The organism is Nocardia acidivorans NBRC 108247 (assembly GCF_001625085.1).
Taxonomy (GTDB): domain Bacteria; phylum Actinomycetota; class Actinomycetes; order Mycobacteriales; family Mycobacteriaceae; genus Nocardia; species Nocardia acidivorans.
On the sequence record NZ_BDAW01000091.1, the window covers coordinates 23,113 to 39,977 of the forward strand.

Annotated in this window: 13 protein-coding genes; 6 read left to right on the top strand and 7 right to left on the bottom strand. The window is 66.4% G+C overall.

The annotated features are described in order from the left end of the window. Window positions 1-94: 94 nt before the first annotated feature. Window positions 95-1,411 (top strand): GGDEF domain-containing protein, encoded by a 1,317-nt coding sequence (locus NA10_RS31045; RefSeq protein WP_067574258.1) that lies wholly within the window; start codon window positions 95-97, stop codon window positions 1,409-1,411. A gap of 10 nt (window positions 1,412-1,421) precedes the next feature. On the opposite strand, the gene NA10_RS31050 is transcribed toward NA10_RS31045, so the two are convergent. The 3 genes from NA10_RS31050 to NA10_RS31060 form a co-directional block, all read right to left on the bottom strand. Next, window positions 1,422-2,312, bottom strand: a complete 891-nt coding sequence (locus NA10_RS31050) for a DUF5995 family protein (RefSeq protein WP_245678060.1) — start codon at window positions 2,310-2,312, stop codon at window positions 1,422-1,424. 132 nt (window positions 2,313-2,444) lie between these two features. Continuing rightward, complete coding sequence (gene fadD32 / locus NA10_RS31055; protein ID WP_157556860.1) at window positions 2,445-4,337, bottom strand: long-chain-fatty-acid--AMP ligase FadD32; 1,893 nt, start codon at window positions 4,335-4,337, stop codon at window positions 2,445-2,447. 124 nt (window positions 4,338-4,461) lie between these two features. Continuing rightward, window positions 4,462-5,706, bottom strand: coding sequence for a KasA/KasB family beta-ketoacyl-ACP synthase (locus NA10_RS31060; protein WP_067574261.1), 1,245 nt, complete (start codon window positions 5,704-5,706; stop codon window positions 4,462-4,464). A gap of 302 nt (window positions 5,707-6,008) precedes the next feature. On the opposite strand from NA10_RS31060, the gene NA10_RS31065 reads away from it, so the two are divergent. Then, complete coding sequence (locus NA10_RS31065; protein ID WP_067574262.1) at window positions 6,009-7,007, top strand: acyl-ACP desaturase; 999 nt, start codon at window positions 6,009-6,011, stop codon at window positions 7,005-7,007. A 57-nt stretch (window positions 7,008-7,064) separates the two neighbouring features. Here NA10_RS31065 and NA10_RS31070 read toward each other — a convergent pair whose 3' ends face one another. Genes NA10_RS31070 through NA10_RS31080 form a run of 3 tightly spaced genes read right to left on the bottom strand, consistent with a single transcriptional unit; the run spans window position 7,065 to window position 10,216 of the window. Continuing rightward, window positions 7,065-7,898, bottom strand: coding sequence for a DUF72 domain-containing protein (locus NA10_RS31070; RefSeq protein WP_084515532.1), 834 nt, complete (start codon window positions 7,896-7,898; stop codon window positions 7,065-7,067). 10 nt (window positions 7,899-7,908) lie between these two features. Continuing rightward, the gene (gene glpK, locus NA10_RS31075) at window positions 7,909-9,423 is read right to left on the bottom strand and encodes a glycerol kinase GlpK (RefSeq protein WP_067574264.1); all 1,515 of its coding nucleotides are present in this window, start codon (window positions 9,421-9,423) and stop codon (window positions 7,909-7,911) included. Between the two features lie 28 nt (window positions 9,424-9,451). Then, window positions 9,452-10,216, bottom strand: coding sequence for an IclR family transcriptional regulator (locus tag NA10_RS31080; protein WP_067574265.1), 765 nt, complete (start codon window positions 10,214-10,216; stop codon window positions 9,452-9,454). Window positions 10,217-10,366: 150 nt separating this feature from the next. Here NA10_RS31080 and glpK (NA10_RS31085) point away from each other — a divergent pair, with 150 nt between their 5' ends. From glpK (NA10_RS31085) to NA10_RS31105, 4 genes are all read left to right on the top strand, one after another. Beyond that, window positions 10,367-11,887 carry a glycerol kinase GlpK gene (gene glpK, locus NA10_RS31085; RefSeq protein ID WP_067574266.1) on the top strand — a complete coding sequence of 507 codons (1,521 nt, stop codon included), beginning with the start codon at window positions 10,367-10,369 and terminating at the stop codon, window positions 11,885-11,887. Between the two features lie 47 nt (window positions 11,888-11,934). Further along, entirely contained in the window at window positions 11,935-13,614 is a 1,680-nt protein-coding gene (gene glpD / locus NA10_RS31090) for a glycerol-3-phosphate dehydrogenase (protein WP_067574267.1), read from the top strand. A gap of 265 nt (window positions 13,615-13,879) precedes the next feature. Beyond that, on the top strand, window positions 13,880-14,707 hold the full coding sequence (locus NA10_RS31100; protein WP_067574269.1) for an MIP/aquaporin family protein: 828 nt from the start codon (window positions 13,880-13,882) through the stop codon (window positions 14,705-14,707). Window positions 14,708-14,791: 84 nt separating this feature from the next. Next, window positions 14,792-16,216 (top strand): WGR domain-containing protein, encoded by a 1,425-nt coding sequence (locus NA10_RS31105; RefSeq protein WP_067574270.1) that lies wholly within the window; start codon window positions 14,792-14,794, stop codon window positions 16,214-16,216. Window positions 16,217-16,258: 42 nt separating this feature from the next. Here the strand turns inward: NA10_RS31105 and NA10_RS31110 are convergent, their stop codons facing one another. Beyond that, entirely contained in the window at window positions 16,259-16,762 is a 504-nt protein-coding gene (locus NA10_RS31110; protein ID WP_084515528.1) for a PaaI family thioesterase, read from the bottom strand. Window positions 16,763-16,865 lie beyond the last annotated feature (103 nt).

Here is a 16,865-nt window from a genome sequence, read left to right on the forward strand (position 1 = left end):
CACTACCAATCGTGAAGCGCCGCAATGGTATCCCACCTTCGGTCGCGGGGGCGGCGTTCGCGGGCACCGACCGGTCGGGCTACCATCGACCCTCATGGCGTCGGATCCCGGGGGTGGGCCGGAGCAGGGTGGCCCGCACGCCGAGTTGGTCGATCAGTGGGTAGCCGCGCTCGCCGGCGGAACCCGCGATCACGTCGTGCCCCTGAGCCGCGCCGAGACCGTCGCCCTGATCGCCCGGTTGGCGCGGGGAGTGGACCAGGCCGCGCGGAACGGGGACGCGGCGGATCAGGTGGCCGAACTCGGCGCGGAATTGGCGCGCGCGCACTTCGTCGGGGATGAGGTGCTCGGCCGCAGTATCGCGGTGCTGGACGCGCATTTCACCCGGGAGACCACCATTGCCGCGGCGCGTGCCGCGGAGTTGCTGGGCGCCTTCACCGCCGGTTACGTGCGCGCCTTCCGGCAGTGGCTGCTGGCCGAGCAGGAGAGTGTGCGGGCCGCCGAGATGACCGCCCGATTACAAATGCAGGAGCAGCTGCGGGCCAGTGAGGCGCGTTTCCGGGCGGTCTTCGCCCAGGCCGGAATCGGTACCGGATTGTCCGATATGACCGGACGCATCATCGAGGTGAACGCCGCCTTCGCGAATATGCTCGGCTACTCCCCCGCCGAGATGTGCGCCCTCGAGGTCACCGATCTCACCCATCCCGAGGATGACCCGGACATGTGGCCGCTGTACGCCCAGGTGGTGCGCGGGGAGGTGGAGAACGTGCAGATGGAGAAGGCCTATCCGCATCGGGACGGGCGCACGGTGTGGACCAATATCAATGTCTCGCTCATTCGCGATGACCGCGGCGATCCGCGCTACACGCTGATCCTGGTGGAGGACATCTCCGAACGGCGCGCGCTGCGCGAGCGGCTGCAATATCGCGCACACCACGATCAGCTCACCGGATTGGCCAATCGCAGCCGCTTCTTCGACGCGCTCACCGCGGCGTTCACCGATCCGGACAGTCGAATCGGACTCTGTTATATCGACCTCGACCATTTCAAGGCCGTCAACGACACCTTCGGTCACGCCGTCGGCGATGAACTGCTGATTCAGGCCGCCGCCCGGCTGGATGCTTGCGCGGACGGCTTCGGCCAGTTGGTGGCGCGCATCGGCGGTGACGAATTCGTGGTCCTGGTACCGAACTCCACCGCCGATGTGGACGAGATCGCCCGCTGCGTGCGCCGCGCCTTCACGCGCCCCTTCGAGGTGCAGGGCCATCACCTGACGGTCACCGCGAGCGTCGGCATCGCCGAGGAGTACGCGGCCCACACCACCGCCGACGACCTGCTACAGGCGGCCGACTACAGCATGTACTGGGCCAAAGCGGCGGGTCACGGCCCCCGGACCGATACCGCCACAGGGTGATTCGACACCGCTAGAGGGCGTGTATGTCCGCCAGGACCTCGAAGGCGATGTCGGCCGCATCGGAGAGGGTATGGATTTCCAGGGCGGTCGGATCGCGCAGGGCGGGGTCCTGCAGGGCGAGGCCGTTGCCGAAGATGACCACATTCGCGCCGAGGTCCGCCAGCACCAGCAGGGGTTTGGTGGCTACGCCCCTGCCCACCAGCAGGTCCAAACCCTCGCCGACGAAGTAGAAGCGCCACAGCGGGCCGAGGTCCGCGTGGTAGACCTCCCCGGTGCGGTCGATGATGACATCGCCCGCGCCCGCGATGGCGGCCACGATCTTGAAGTAGTCCGGGGCGTTCTCGGGGCGGGTGCCGATGGCGGCGATGGAGTACGCGAGGTCCACCGCGAGGTGCGCGTTGTACCCCGTCATGGCCACGCGCGCGCCGGAGAGTTCACACCGCTCGGCCTGGGCGAAGTAACGGGCCCAATGCCATTCGACCGTGCCACCGGTGAATTCGGCGTGCACGTTGTTCAGGTAGCGACTCAGTAGCTCGAGGCTGATGCGGTGCGCGTATTCGCGGTCCTGGAAGGCGGTCGGATCCTCCTGCAGCGGCATGACGGCGACCTGCTCGACGCCGTCCAGGCCGATGCCGAACAGCCCCCGGCGATCCCGATGCGCCACCAGTATCTCGGTGATCCGATGGTTGTTCCGCACGGCGGTCTCCAACCGCCGCAGGGTATCCCCGGTGAGGTCTGAAATGTCCGATAGCTCACCGATCGTCGTGATTTCCTCGTCGGAGAGCGGCGTACCGCAGACCGCCGGAGCGACCTGTGCCGCCCCGGCCGACGGCATTGCGAAGCAGGTCAGTACGGCAGCGGTCATCGCGACTATGAGCCCGATTCGGGCGGAATTCCCCACGGCGGGAAAGTGTACGGACCGGTCTGCCCGTCCGCCGATCACACGCCCGCGCGCCAAGCCCCCTCGACAGAAAAACGGCCCGCGTGCACTGCGCACGCGGGCCGGGCCACTGATCTCAGGGCGGTTCGGGACCTACTCCACCACGTCCGGGAAAGCCTGCTGGCGATATCCGCCGCGCAGGGTGCCCTCCACGTACGCCGTCTTACAGGCGCGCCGCGCGATCTTCCCGCTGGAGGTGCGCGGAATCGAACCCGCGGGCACCAGCAGCAGATCGCGCACCGTCACCCCGTGCCGCTTGGCGATCGCCGCGCGCACCGCCTCGGCGATCGGCTCGGGCTCCAGTTTCGCCGCGCCCGTACCGCGTTCGGCTACTATCACCAGTTGCTCGGCATTGTCGCCGGGATCCAGGGTGAGCTTCACGCCATTGGGCGCGACCGCCTCCGCGGGCATCTGATTCGCCGAAACCGAGAAGGCCGCAACGAATCCCGGGCGCAGTGCGGTGCTGGACTCCTGTGCGGAGTACTCCAGATCCTGCGGATAGTGATTGCGCCCGTCCACGATCACCAGATCCTTGACGCGGCCGGTGATGTAGAGCTCGCCGTCCAGGTACGCGCCGAAGTCACCGGTGCGCATCCAGTCCGCGTCCTCGTCCGCGCCCTCGGCGTGACTGCCTTGCGGCAGACGGGTTTTCAGCCGGTTGCGGAAGGTGGCCTCGGATTCCTCGGGGCGGCCCCAGTAGCCGATGCCCATATTCTTGCCGTGCAGCCAGATCTCACCGACCTCGCCCTCGGGCTTCTCGGCGCCGGTCTCGGGATCGACGATGACGGCCCACTGCGAGAGCGCGACATAGCCGCAGGACACTTGGGACACAGCGTTTTCCGCGTCCGGACTCACCTCGATCATCCGGCCGGCATTGAGTTCGGTGCGGTCCACGTAGACCACCCGCGCCTCGTCCTCGCGCCGGGTCGCCGAGACGAACAGCGTCGCCTCCGCCATGCCGTAGCAGGGTTTGATCGCGGTCTTGGGCAGACCGTACGGGGCGAAGGCATCGTTGAACTTCTTCATCGACGTCACCGACACCGGTTCGCTGCCGTTGATCAAGCCGATCACATTGGACAGATCGAGTTCCTCACCCGGTTTGGGCAGACCCCGCGCCGCCGCGTGTTCGAAGGCGAAATTCGGTGCGGCGGCGAAGATCTCGGCGCCGTCCTCCTGCGCCGCGAGCTCCTTGATCCAGCGGTACGGTCGGCGCACGAAGGCACTGGGCGACATGATGGTGATGAACTTGCCGCCGATGGTCGGCAGGATGACCGTCAACAGGCCCATATCGTGGAACAGCGGCAGCCAGGTGACGCCGCGCGCCTTCTCGGTGATGCCGACGGTCGTAATCACCTGCAGCAGATTGGTTCCCACCGCGCGATGGGTGATCTCCACGCCCGCCGGGGTGCGCGTGGAGCCGGAGGTGTACTGCAGGTAGGCGACGCTGTCGATATTGATGTCCGGGCGCACCCAGGCCGAGCCCACGCTGTCCGGAATCGCCTCCACCGCAATGATTCGCGGTCGCTGCGGCGCCGGTAGATCCCGGAAGATCTCGCGCACCCCGGGGGCCGACGGCCCGACCGTCAGAATCGCCGCGGGCCGGCAATCGTTCAGCACCGCGTGCAGCCGGTCGGAATGGCCCTGCTCATCCGGATCGAACAGTGGCACAGCGATACAGCCGGCATAGACCGCCGCGTACATCGCCACGATGTAGTCGAGTCCCTGCGGTGCCAGGATGGCGACCCGATCGCCCGGCTGCGTCACCTGCTGCAGCCGGGCCGCCACCGCGCGCAAGCGGACGCCGAACTGGTTCCAGGTCAGCTCGAAGTACTCACCATCGCGCTCCCGGGAGTAGTCGACATAGCGGTAGGCGAGCTCATCCCCTTGCGCCGCAGAGTGCTTGTCGACCAAGTCGATCATCGTCTGGTTGTCGGGCATCGTGATGTTGCCGCGCTCGTCCAGATAGTCATCAAAGGTCTCGCCGATCATTCCCTATCCTTTTTCAACTCACAGAAATGACTGTGCAGTGACACCGAACAAGAATCGACACCGAAGCCCGAGAAGTAGCTGGGGCTGGGGAAGACTAGCAGGTGCCGATGATCCTCGTCACTCAGTACCGGCCGAAGGCCAGGGCCACGTTGTGACCGCCGAAACCGAACGAGTTGTTCAGGGCGTATTCGTAGTTGCCGCTGCGCGCTGCGCCGCACACCACGTCAAGGTCGATTTCGGGGTCCAGATTGTCCAAATTCAAGGTGGGCGGGATGATTCCGTCACGCACGCTGAGCACGGTGAGGACCGATTCCAGCGCGCCCACGGCGCCGATGGAATGCCCCAGCGCGGACTTGGGAGCGTAGACCGCTGCGTGGTTGCCGACGGCCTGATAGATGGCATTCGCCTCCGCGGTATCGCCGATCGGCGTGGCGGTGGCATGCGCATTGATATGGGACACATCGGCTTTGGAGATTCCGGCGTGTTCCATGGCACGGGACATGGCGCGCGCGGCGCCGGTGCCCTCGGGATCCGGTGCGACAAGGTGGAATCCGTCGGATGTGATGCCCGCGCCCATGATTCGCGCGTGGATCCGCGCCCCGCGCGCCAGTGCGTGCTCCTCGGTCTCGATGACCATGAGCGCACCCGCCTCACCGAAGACGAAACCGTCACGATCGCGGTCGAAGGGGCGCGAGGCGGCCTTGGGATCGTGGTTGCGCGTGCTCATGGCGCGCATCATCGAGAAGCCCGCGATGGGCAGGGCCTGGATCGAACCCTCGACACCACCGGTGATCATCATGTCGGCATCGCCCATGACAATGCGCTGCCAGGCATTGGCGATCGCCTCGGAACCGGACGAACAAGCCGAAACAGGCGTTGACACACCGGCCCTCGCGCCCAGCTCCACACTCACCACCGCCGCCGGACCATTCGGCATGATGGTCTGCACGGTCAGCGGCGACACCTTGCGGTAGCCACCGCTGGACATCTTGTCGCGCGCGATGATGAGCATCTCCGCGCCGCCGAGACCGGTGCCGATGGAGACGCCGAGGCGGTCACCGTCCACCTCCGGACTACCGGCATTGCGCCAGACCTCGCGACCCAGCACCAGCGCCATCTGCTCGACATAGGAGGTGCGGCGGCATTCCTCGCGCGAGAGCACCGAGGTCGGAGTCACCTTGAGGTGGCCGCCGATGCGCACCGGAAGACCGAAGTCGTCGAGGAAACTGTCCTCGAGCACATCGATTCCGCTCTCGCCGTTGAGTAGTCCCTTCCAGGTCGAATCGACATCCCCCGCAATGGATGTGGTGGCCGCGAGGGCCGTCACCACTACGTTCGGAAACTTCCTTCGGTTGGGCGTCTGCATGATCGTTCACTCTCCGTAGCAATGCTCCGGCGAACCCGTTTCGATCCGCGTGGGCTGTCAAGGACTGGTATGCAACTAGCGAACGCCCCGCCCGTTGGACACATCGGCGGGGATGAAGCCAATCTCCGGCGAACTGGGCTAGATTATCCGAGGCGAAGCCGACCAGTTTTGTTGACCGACACGCGGACATCCCCGGACCTTCTGCCGGTGGCCTCTTCCCCGCGGCGGCGATCGCCATGTCTCGCGCTCTTTCCACTGCATCATTCCGCAGCGCACAGCCATTTCGAGGGAGGCACACGACCGTGGCCAGGAATCTCACACAGCTCGAGTTGCTGATCGAGTTGGAGCCGATTGCCGAAGCGAATGTGAATAGGCATCTATCCATGGCCAAGGACTGGCACCCGCATGACTATGTACCGTGGGACGCCGGTCGCAACTTCGCAGCAATGGGTGGCGACGATTGGGATCCGGAACAGTCCCAACTCAGCGAGGTCGCCAAGGCTGCCATGATCACCAATCTTCTCACCGAGGACAATTTGCCCAGCTATCACCGGGAGATCTCGGAGAACTTCTCCCAGGACGGCCCCTGGGGCACCTGGGTCGGGCGCTGGACGGCCGAGGAGAACCGGCACGGGATCGTGCTGCGGGACTATCTGGTGGTGACGCGCGGGGTCGATCCGGTGGCGCTGGAGCAGGCCCGGATGATCCATATGACCAATGGGTACAACGCGACCCGGATCGCGCGGAAAAAGATAGGCACCCGGGCGATTCCGGCTTCCTCCGGATTCATGGTGTCTGTCGCCTATGTGACATTTCAGGAATTGGCGACTCGCGTTTCTCATCGCAATACCGGCAAAGTGTGCAATGACCCCATAGCGGACAAAATGCTGCAACGTATTGCGGCCGACGAGAATTTGCACATGATCTTCTATCGGAATCTCTGTGCCGCGGCGCTGGATCTCGCTCCGGATCAGGCCATGGAGGCCATCACCCATATGATTCGAGAATTCCAGATGCCCGGCGCCGGAATGCCCGACTTCCGGCGCAACGGGGTGATCATGGCCAAGCATGGCATCTACGACCTGCGTCAGCATCTGGAGGAGGTCATCATGCCGGTGCTGAAGAAGTGGAATATCTTCGAGCGCACCGACTTCGGGGCCTATGGTGATCAGCTCCGCAATGAGCTCGGCGACTTCCTGGAGCAGCTGCGCAAGGATGTGGCGAAGTTCGAGGAGCAGCGGGATCGCTCATTGGCCCGCGAGGCCGAGCGGGCCGAGCGGCAGGCGCTGCCGGTGGGCTAGGTCGCGGAACCTCGGCGCTGCATCGGATCACCTTCCGGTGCGGCGCTTTTCGCTTCCTCAGAACAGCGTCATGGGATCGGTCGGGATCGGATCGGGCAGCGGCTCCAGCTCCGGCAGTCGCGCGCGAACCTCGGCGTGGAAGCGGCGCGACAGCGTGCGCGAGGAGGCGTTGTCCGGGGTGTGGATGAAGATCGTGGGCGAACGGCCTTCGCGCAACCACGCCACGGTCTGCTCCACCCACGGCTGCCAGCCCGCGACGGTGGCCTCGGGATCATCGCGCCCGTGATAGCGGACGATGGGGAATTCGGTGAGCGCCCTGGTGCGGCGGCGCACCCGCGGCTTCTTGGATTGCGCCTCGCGCTCGGCGGCCGAGCGGGGCTCGGCGGCGAAGAGCACGGTGGTGTCGAACGGAATCCACTCCGCGCCCGCCGCTTCCAGCAGCGCCTCCAATTGGGCTATGGCCCTGGAGTTTTCGAAGAAGGCCGGATGCCGGACCTCCACCGCGGCGCGATAGTGCGGCGGCAGGCCCTCGAGCAGATTGGCCAGCGCGGCCAGATCGGTGAACGAGCCGGGCAGCTGTATCCACAGCGCGTGCAGGCGGCGGCCGAGCGGTTCGACGGCGTCGAGGAAGGCGTTCATCTCATTGTCGATGCCGGTCAGCCGCCGCTCGTGAGTCACGGTGCGCGGCAACTTGATCACGAAGCGGAAGTCGGGATCGGTTTGGCGGACCCAGGATTCGACGGTGCGGCGCTGCGGGGTGGCGTAGAAGGTGGTGTTGCCCTCCACCGCATTGCACCAGGAAGCATAGGTGCGCAGGCGTTTCGCGGGCGGAAGTGGGCGTTCCTGCCAGTCCGGATGTGTCCACATTGCGCACCCCACGTACAACCGCATAACTGCCACGTTAGGTCAAGGGCTTCTTGGGCCGCAGCCAACCGAAGGTAAGCTCCACCGCACGCCGCCAGTTGTCGTACTCCTGTGCACGCAATACCGGATCCATGCGCGGCACCCACTGCGCCGCGACCCGCCAGTTGTGCCGCAGCCCTTCGAGATCCGGCCAATAACCGACCGCGAGCCCCGCTGCGTAGGCCGCGCCGAGCGAGACCGTCTCCGAGACGATGGGGCGCATGACCGGTATGTCGAGCACATCGGCGACGATCTGCATGAGCAGGTTGTCCGAGGTCATCCCGCCGGCCACGCGCAGCGAATCGGCGCGCAATCCGGCATCGGCGTTCATGGCCTCGACCACATCGCGGGTCTGCCAGGCGGTGGCCTCGAGCACGGCTCGGGCGATGTGCCCCTTGGTGATATACGAGGTGAGACCGATCAGCAGGCCGCGCGCGTCACCGCGCCAATGCGGGGCGTACAGGCCCGAGAAGGCGGGCACCAGATAGCAGCCGCCATTGTCTTCGACTGTGCCCGCAAGGGTTTCGATCTCCGGAGCGCTCGCGATGAGACCGATATTGTCGCGCAGCCACTGCACGAGCGAACCGGTCACCGCGATGGGGCCCTCCAGGGCGTACACCGGGTCCGGGCCGACCTGATAGCCGATCGTGGTCAGCAGGCCGTGTTCGGAGCGCACCAGTTCCCGGCCGGTGTTCATGAGCAGGAATCCGCCTGTGCCATAGGTGCATTCGGTCTCACCGGGCGCGAAACAGGTCTGACCGAACAGGGCGGCGTGCTGATCGCCGAGCGCGGCGGCAATCCGCACCCCGGGGATCACCCGGCGGGCGATGCCGAATTCACCGGTGGAGGGTTCGATGCGCGGCAGCATGGCCTTCGGTATGCCGAAGAAGCTCAGCAGGTCGTCATCCCAGGCCAGCGTGGCGAGATTCATCAGCAGGGTGCGCCCGGCATTGGTCACATCGGTGACGTGCACGCCGTGATCCGCGCCGCCGGTGAGATTCCAGATGAGCCAGGTCTCCATGGTCCCGAACAGCACCTCACCGCGTTCGGCGCGCTCGGCCAGCCCCGGCACCGTATCGAGCATCCAGCGCAGTCGCGGCGCCGCGAAATAGGTCTCCAGCGGTAACCCGCAGAGTTCCCGAATCCGTTCCGCCCCCGGCATTTCCCGCAGCCGCGCCACCAATTCCTCGGAGCGCACATCCTGCCAGACGATGGCCCGCCCGATCGGCGTCCCGGTGCCGCGATCCCACACCACCGTGGTTTCCCGCTGATTGGCGATCCCGACGGCCGCCACCTGTTCGACGGTGATCCCCGAATCCCTCAGTGCCGCGGGCACGATCCGCTCCACCGTGCGCCAGATCTCCAGCGCGTCCTGCTCCACCCAGCCCGGGCGCGGATAGTGCTGCCGATGCTCGCGCTGCGCCACTCCGGCCAGCCGCGCGCGCTGATCGAACAGCATGCAGCGGGTCGACGTGGTGCCCTGATCGATCGCCAGGACATAGCGCTGCGTCATCGGCACTCCCCCGCATCCCATTCGAAAATCATTGTGCACCACCGAGATCCCGCGATACCGCGTGGGCGGCATCGCGCACCTGGGCGATGAGGGCGGGGCGGAAGTTGAGTTGGCCGTCGCAGAGGCGGTCGACGGGGCCGCTGATGCCGATCGCGCCGACGACCAGACCACCGCGGGCGCGGAGGGGGGCCGCTATCGCGGCCTCGGCCGCGCGGTACTCCCCTATCTCACCCGCCCAGCCGGTGCGGCGGACCTCGGCCAGCGCGCGGGCGAGGGCCGGGCGATCGACGAGGGTGCGGTGGGTGAGGGCGGGCAGGTCGCCGTCCCGCACCGTAGCCGCGATTTCGGAGTCGTAGGCCAGCAACACTTTTCCGAGGGCGGTGGCATAGGGCGGGAGGATTTCGCCGACCTCGAGGGCCTGGGTGGTGTTGTCGGGGCGAAATACGTGGTGCACCACCGTGACCGCGTGGTGCGCCGATGCCGCGATGCGGACCGATTCGCCGGTGCGCGCGGCCAGCGCGTCGGCGCGATTGATGGCACGCGAGCGCAACTCGTTGGCGTCCAGGTAGCCCGAGCCCAGCTCGCCCAGTGCGGACCCGAGGTGGTACTTGCCGCTCGCCGGGTCCTGCTCCACGAAGCCGACGCCCTGCAGGGTCTTGAGAATGCCGTGCGCGGTGGGTTTGGCCAGGCCCAGCGCCGCCGCGATCTCGCCGACGCCCATGCGTCCGGAGCCGCGTGCGAGCAGGCGCAACATGGCCGCCGCACGCTCGATCGACTGAATCGGGCCGGGCATATAGGTAATCTATCAGCAAACCGTTCGGCATTGTCGAACGGGAACCCTGTCCGCGAGACCCTCCACTTCGTAACGTGGTCCCCGGGCCCGGCCGCGACCGGCCCTACCAGGGCGAACGGACTCAATGACGAGTATCCGGAAAGGACCGCGATGACGCAGTACGTCGGAGCCATCGATCAAGGCACGACCTCCACGCGATTCATGGTGTTCGACCACGGCGGCAATGTGGTTGCCCGCCATCAACTCGAACATGAGCAGATCATGCCGCATGCCGGTTGGGTGGAACACAATCCGGACGAGATCTGGGAGCGCACCCGCACCGTCATCAAGAGCGCCCTCGCGGGCGCCCGGCTCACCGCGAGCGATCTGACCGCCGTCGGCGTCACCAATCAGCGCGAGACCACCATTGTCTGGAACCGCCGCACCGGACGCCCGTATTACAACGCCATCGTCTGGCAGGACACCCGCACCGATCGCATCATCGCCGAGTTGAACAAGGCCGGGCACGGCGATCTCATCCGCCGCAAGGCCGGACTGCCGCCCGCACCGTACTTCTCCGGCGGCAAACTGAAGTGGATCCTGGAGAATGTGCCCGGCGTGCGCGAAGACGCCGAAAAGGGCGACGCGCTCTTCGGCACCCCCGACTCCTGGCTGATCTGGAATCTCACCGGCGGCGCGCGCGGCGGGGTGCACATCACCGATCCCACCAATGCCTCGCGGACCATGCTCATGGACCTGGAAACCCTGGACTGGGACGAGGAACTGTTGCGGGTCTTCGGAATTCCGCGCGCCATGCTGCCCGCCATCGCGCCGTCGTCCAATCCGGCCGGGTTCGGCACCACCAATCCGGACGGGCCGTTCAAGGGTGCGGTCACCATCGCGGGCGTCCTCGGCGATCAGCAGGCCGCCACCGTCGGGCAGGTGTGCTTCCGCCCGGGTGAGGCCAAGAACACCTACGGCACAGGGAATTTCCTGATGCTCAATACCGGTACCGATATTGTGCACTCCGAGCACGGACTGTTGACCACCGTCGCCTACCAGTTCGGCGACGAGAAGCCGGTGTACGCGCTCGAAGGATCGATCGCGGTCACCGGATCGGCCGTGCAGTGGCTGCGCGATCAACTCGGAATCATCTCCGGCGCTTCCCAAATGGAGCGCCTGGCGAGCCAGGTCAAGGATACCGGCGGGGTGTACTTCGTCCCCGCGTTCTCCGGACTCTTCGCACCGTACTGGCGGCCGGACGCGCGCGGCGCGATCATCGGGCTCTCCCGGTACAGCAATAATGCCCACTTGGCCAGGGCCACACTGGAATCCATCTGCTACCAGACCCGCGATGTGGTCGAGGCCATGCAACGCGATTCTGGGGTGAAACTGGCGACCCTGCGGGTGGACGGCGGCGTCACCGCCAATGAACTCGCCATGCAGATCCAGGCCGATTTCCTCGGCGTACCGGTTTCGCGGCCCATGGTGCCCGAGACCACCGCGCTCGGGGCCGCGTACGCCGCGGGCCTGGCCGTCGGATTCTGGAACAACACGGACGAACTCGTCGCCAACTGGCACGAGGACAAACGCTGGCAGCCGACCTGGAGCGAGGAACAGCGCGAGCGCGGGTACACCCGCTGGCTCAAAGCGGTGTCACGAACCCTCGACTGGGTCGATATCGACGACTGACGCCGCTGCCACCCCCGACTGAAAACACCGATAACAAGGAGATTTTCGTGTCCGCACAACTGGATCCCGCCTACCGCACCCGGGCCATCGATGCGCTCGGCGACACCGAGATCGATGTCCTCGTCATCGGTGGCGGTGTCACCGGCGCGGGGGCCGCCCTGGATGCCGCCTCGCGCGGGCTGTCCGTCACCCTGGTGGAGGCGCGCGACTTCGCCGCGGGCACCTCGAGCCGATCGTCCAAACTCATCCACGGCGGTCTGCGCTATCTCGAACAGCTCGACTTCGCCTTGGTGCGTGAGGCTTTGAAGGAACGCGGGCTGCTGCTGAACAAGCTGGCGCCGCATCTGGTGCACCCGGTGCCATTCCTGTTCCCCCTGCAGCATCGGGTGTGGGAGCGCGCGTACATCGGCGCGGGCGTGGCGCTGTACGACACGCTCGGCGGAGCGCGCGCGGTGCCCATGCACCGGCACCTGACCCGCACCGGCGCACTGGAATTGGCCCCCGCGCTGAAGGACGACGCCATGACCGGCGCGATCAAGTACTACGACGCGCAGGTCGATGACGCCCGGCACACCATGACCCTGGCGCGCACCGCCGCCCGGCACGGTGCGACCGTGCTGACCCGGACCAAGGTCACCGGACTGCTGCGCGACGGCGAACAGGTCGTGGGCGCGAAGGTGATGGACCTGGAAACCGGTCTGGAACATACGATTCGGGCGCGCACGGTGATCAGCGCGACCGGCGTGTGGACCGACGACATGATCAAGATGACCGGGGTGGAGTTCCCGTTCCACGTGCGCATGTCCAAGGGCGTGCACATCATGGTGCCGCGCGAACGACTGAATATGAACACCGGTCTGATCATGCGCACCGAGAAATCCGTGCTGTTCGTCATTCCGTGGGCCGAGCACTGGATCATCGGCACCACCGATACCGACTGGTCGCTGGACAAGAACCATCCGACCGCCAGCGCCGCGGATGTGCAGTACATCCTCGATCACGTGAATTCGCTACTGCGCGAACCGCTTACGCGCGCCGATATCGTCGGTACCTACGCCGGACTGCGGCCGCTCATGACCGGGGCCTCCAAGGAGACCTCCAAGCTGTCGCGCGAACACGCGGTCGCCGAACCGGCTCCGGGCCTGTTCGTCATCGCGGGCGGCAAGTACACCACCTATCGGGTGATGGCCGCCGATGTGGTCGATGCCGCCGCCGCCCGCCTGGGCAGTGACGCACCGCCCTCGGTGACCGCGGATCTGCCGCTGCTCGGCGCGGTCGGCTACCAGGACATGCTGGACGATGCCCGCGGGGTGGCGGCCCGCGCCGATCTGCCGCTGGAGACCGTGCACCATCTGCTCGGGCGCTACGGTTCGCTCACCGAGGCTGTCTTCGACCTCATCGCGGCCGTTCCCGAACTGCGCGAACCGATTCCGGGTGCGGAGGACTACCTGGCCGCCGAGGCCGTGTACGCCGCCACCCACGAGGGCGCACTGCACCTGGACGATGTGCTGACCCGCCGCACCCGCATCTCCATCGAGGTGCCGGACCGCGGGCTGAAGGCGGCCCCGGAGATCGCGCGACTCATCGCACCGCATCTGGGCTGGGACGCCGACCGCACCAATGCCGAGATCAACCAGTACTACGACCGGGTGCACGCCGAACTCGCCGCCAACGAGGCGAACGACGACGAAGCGGCCAACGCCGCGCGCCTGCTCGCCGCCGGCTAGGTCCGCAAGTGCACGTGGGGTGTCATCTCTCGGAAGGTGACACCCCACTTCACGTTCGACACCACCGTGGCCGACGATGGGGTCATATTGGTCAGCACTTCCGAAGCCGATCTGTTCGAGCGATCCCGGGGACGCCTGGAGGCGATCGCCTATCGGCTGCTGGCGGGCTTAAGCGCGTGTTTCCAGAGATTTGCCGAAGTCACAACCGTAGAGTCTGATTAGGTATGGCCGCGATAGCGGACCGGACCCTGATCGGAGGCTAACCATGGGCTTCAGCTCGATATTCGTAAGTGAGGCGCTCGGCACAGGAATACTCATCCTGCTCGGCGCCGGAGTCGTAGCCAATGCATTGCTCGCCAAATCCAAGGGTTTCGACGGCGGCTGGCTGCTCATTACGTTCGGCTGGGGTCTGGGTGTTTTCGCGGGCGTGTACGTCGCGTACAAGACCGGCGGGCATCTCAATCCCGCTGTCACCATCGGCAATCTCTTCGCGGGGGCCGAGGAGTACGCGCCGGGCGTGCCGGTCACCTTCGGCAATACCGTCGCCTACCTGACCGGTCAGCTGGTCGGCGCGTTCCTCGGCGCGTGCGCGGCCTTCGCTGCCTACAAGCGGCATTTCGACGCCGAGCCGGATGAGGCCAAGAAACTGGCCGTCTTCTCCACCGGCCCGGCCATCCGCTCGTACCAATGGAATTTCCTGACCGAGGTGATCGCCACCTTCGCGCTGGTGTTCGTGATTCTCGCCTTCGGTCACACCCCGAGCGGGCTGGGCCCGCTGGCGGCGGCGCTGCTGGTCGTCGGGATCGGCGCCTCGCTGGGCGGACCCACCGGATACGCCATCAATCCGGCCCGCGATCTGGGTCCGCGCATCGCCTATGCGCTGCTGCCCACCGGTCACACGGGCAGTGTTCTTCCCGAACGGGTTCCGGCCGAGCGCGGCGCGGGCGGTATGGCCGAGCGCGTCGAGGAGCAGTTGCCCGCACAGGCCGGCGCACAGCATAAGAACGCCGACTGGGCCTACGCCTGGGTACCGGTGCTCGGACCGCTGGTCGGCGGTGCGCTCGCGGGCCTGGTGGCGCAGCTCTACCTGTGATCGCACGCCGTCGGGCAGCGAATGTCAGTGTGCCTTGCTAGCTTTCGCGGCGTAAATCGTTGACGGAAGCTTGGAGCGCGGCGCATGACCACCGGGGAAACCACCTATCTCGAACTGTCGCATGACAGCGGTTCGGCACATAAGTTCTATGAGGTCGTCGTCGCGGGCACGCAGGTGACCATTCGCTACGGCCGGATCGGGGAGTCCGGACAGGTCAAGGTGAGTTCCTTTGCCAGCGTGGACAAAGCGCGCGCGGCGGCGGCCAGGAAGGTCGGCGAGAAAGTGCGCAAGGGCTACACGCCCGCCGTCATGGGTGCGCGCGGCAAGCGCCCGGTCACCCGGCGCGCCATCGTCTCCCAGCGCTCCACCGCGAAATCGGCCCCGGTGCTGTGGACCTTCGATTCCGGTGCGGCCGCGTTCGGCATCTTCGTGGACGAGCGGCGCTGCTGGGTCGGCAATGAGAGCGGGGATGTCTTCACCCTCACCCCCGACGGCGCGGTGACCGGCCGGTTCCGGCTCCCCGATGCGGTGAAATGCATTGTGGCCGATGACTTCTGGATCTATGCGGGCTGTGACGACGGCCGCGTCTACGATCTGTCCGGCAAGGTGCCGCGCGCCGCCTACGACATCGCGGCCAATGTCGACATCTACTGGCTCGATATCCACGACGGCATTCTCGGGGTCTCCGATCGCGAGGGCGGCCTCACCGTCATCGACCACGAGGAGGAGTCGCTGTGGACGCGGCGCAGCACCGGCAATTCCGGCTGGATGGTGCGCATCGACAATGACGGTGTGTACCACGGTCATTCGGACGGCGTCACCAAATACGACCTGGACAGCGGCGTCAACGAGTGGCAGGTGCGGACCGGCGGCGCGGTGCTGTTCGGCTGGCAGGAAGCCGATTCGGTCTACGCGGGCACCAGTCACAACCAGGTGCGCATGGTCGCCAAGAACGGCCAGGCCGATCGCGCCTACCAGTGCGATGCGTCGGTATTCTCCTGCGCCACTTCACCGGACGGCCGCTATGTCTTCGCGGGCGACAACTACTCCTCGGTGTACTGCTTCGATTCTCAGGGGCAGCGACTGTGGAAGCTCGGCACGGGCTGCGGTTCGGCGTACTCCATGCAGTACCACGATGAGAAGCTATACCTGGTCACCACCAGCGGCTCCCTGGCCTGCCTGGATGTGAGCGAGGCCGCAATCCACAATGCCGAACAGGGCGTGCTGCCGCAGACGCTGTCGGTGAAGGCTCCGGAGATGTCCGCCGTAACCCCCAGTGCCACGGTCGAAGTGGCGGTGGACGCGGGCGACGGCATTGTCGTGGAATGCGTCAACGACGGCGGCAACCTGCGCGTGCACGTGGTCTCCCCCGGCTATCAGCGCGGCTGGAATGTGCAGTTCCCGCGCGAGATCCGCCAGGCGGGCGCGCGCTACGTGGTCGACGCGGTATCGGAATCGGCGCGCGGGGGCTTCTACCGCGTACGCGGTGATATCCGCCGACTGCGCTGAACCGCGTCGAATTCCCTTGCGGCCCAGCGGGCAGCGGCCCGATCAGATGCCGATGCTGAACAGCTCGCCCGGGGTCGCGCCGAGCGCCACGAAATGCTGCTGCGGAACCTCTACGAAGATGGCGCGACTGGTGGCGATGACGGTATCGCCGTCGGTCAGCACGGCATCGATGAAGAGTTTGCGGCCCTCCCGCGCACTGAGCTGAGATGTGACGATCAATTCACGCCCCAGTCGGGCCGGGGCCGCGAAGTTCACGTCGAGCTTCACCGTGACGGCAGGCCGCCGCAGCGGCATCAGAATGGATCCGGAGGCTTCATCCAGCGCGGCGGCGACAATACCGCCGTGCGCCACCCCGGGCGCGCCCTGATGTCGCTCATCCATGGTGAAGGTGCCGCGCACGGTATCGCCGCGGCGTTCGAACACAATGCGCGGCGACGCCGGATTCGAGGGTCCGCAGCCGAAACACCCCGGGTGGTGCGGTGGGAACGACCCCTGCGCGAAGAGCTCCCCGAGCGGCAGCGGCGCCGATGCGCGATCGTGTTCCATCTCCCGAAGTTAACCCACATTCGCCCGCAAAGCGAGAAATGGGAGGGTCGCGGCAAAAGCGCCGCGCCGGTCATGGACCCGGCGCGGCGCTGTCTCGGGGCGG

Excerpts from the sequence above, each read along its gene's own strand:
- NA10_RS31105 (WP_067574270.1), top strand. The coding sequence starts at position 14,792 with ATGACCACCGGGGAAACCACCTATCTCGAACTGTCGCATGACAGCGGT.
- glpK (WP_067574266.1), top strand. The coding sequence starts at position 10,367 with ATGACGCAGTACGTCGGAGCCATCGATCAAGGCACGACCTCCACGCGA.
- NA10_RS31110 (WP_084515528.1), bottom strand. The coding sequence starts at position 16,762 with ATGGAACACGATCGCGCATCGGCGCCGCTGCCGCTCGGGGAGCTCTTC.
- NA10_RS31100 (WP_067574269.1), top strand. The coding sequence starts at position 13,880 with ATGGGCTTCAGCTCGATATTCGTAAGTGAGGCGCTCGGCACAGGAATA.
- NA10_RS31045 (WP_067574258.1), top strand. The coding sequence starts at position 95 with ATGGCGTCGGATCCCGGGGGTGGGCCGGAGCAGGGTGGCCCGCACGCC.
- glpK (WP_067574264.1), bottom strand. The coding sequence starts at position 9,423 with ATGACGCAGCGCTATGTCCTGGCGATCGATCAGGGCACCACGTCGACC.
- NA10_RS31060 (WP_067574261.1), bottom strand. The coding sequence starts at position 5,706 with ATGCAGACGCCCAACCGAAGGAAGTTTCCGAACGTAGTGGTGACGGCC.
- NA10_RS31080 (WP_067574265.1), bottom strand. The coding sequence starts at position 10,216 with ATGCCCGGCCCGATTCAGTCGATCGAGCGTGCGGCGGCCATGTTGCGC.
- NA10_RS31070 (WP_084515532.1), bottom strand. The coding sequence starts at position 7,898 with ATGCGGTTGTACGTGGGGTGCGCAATGTGGACACATCCGGACTGGCAG.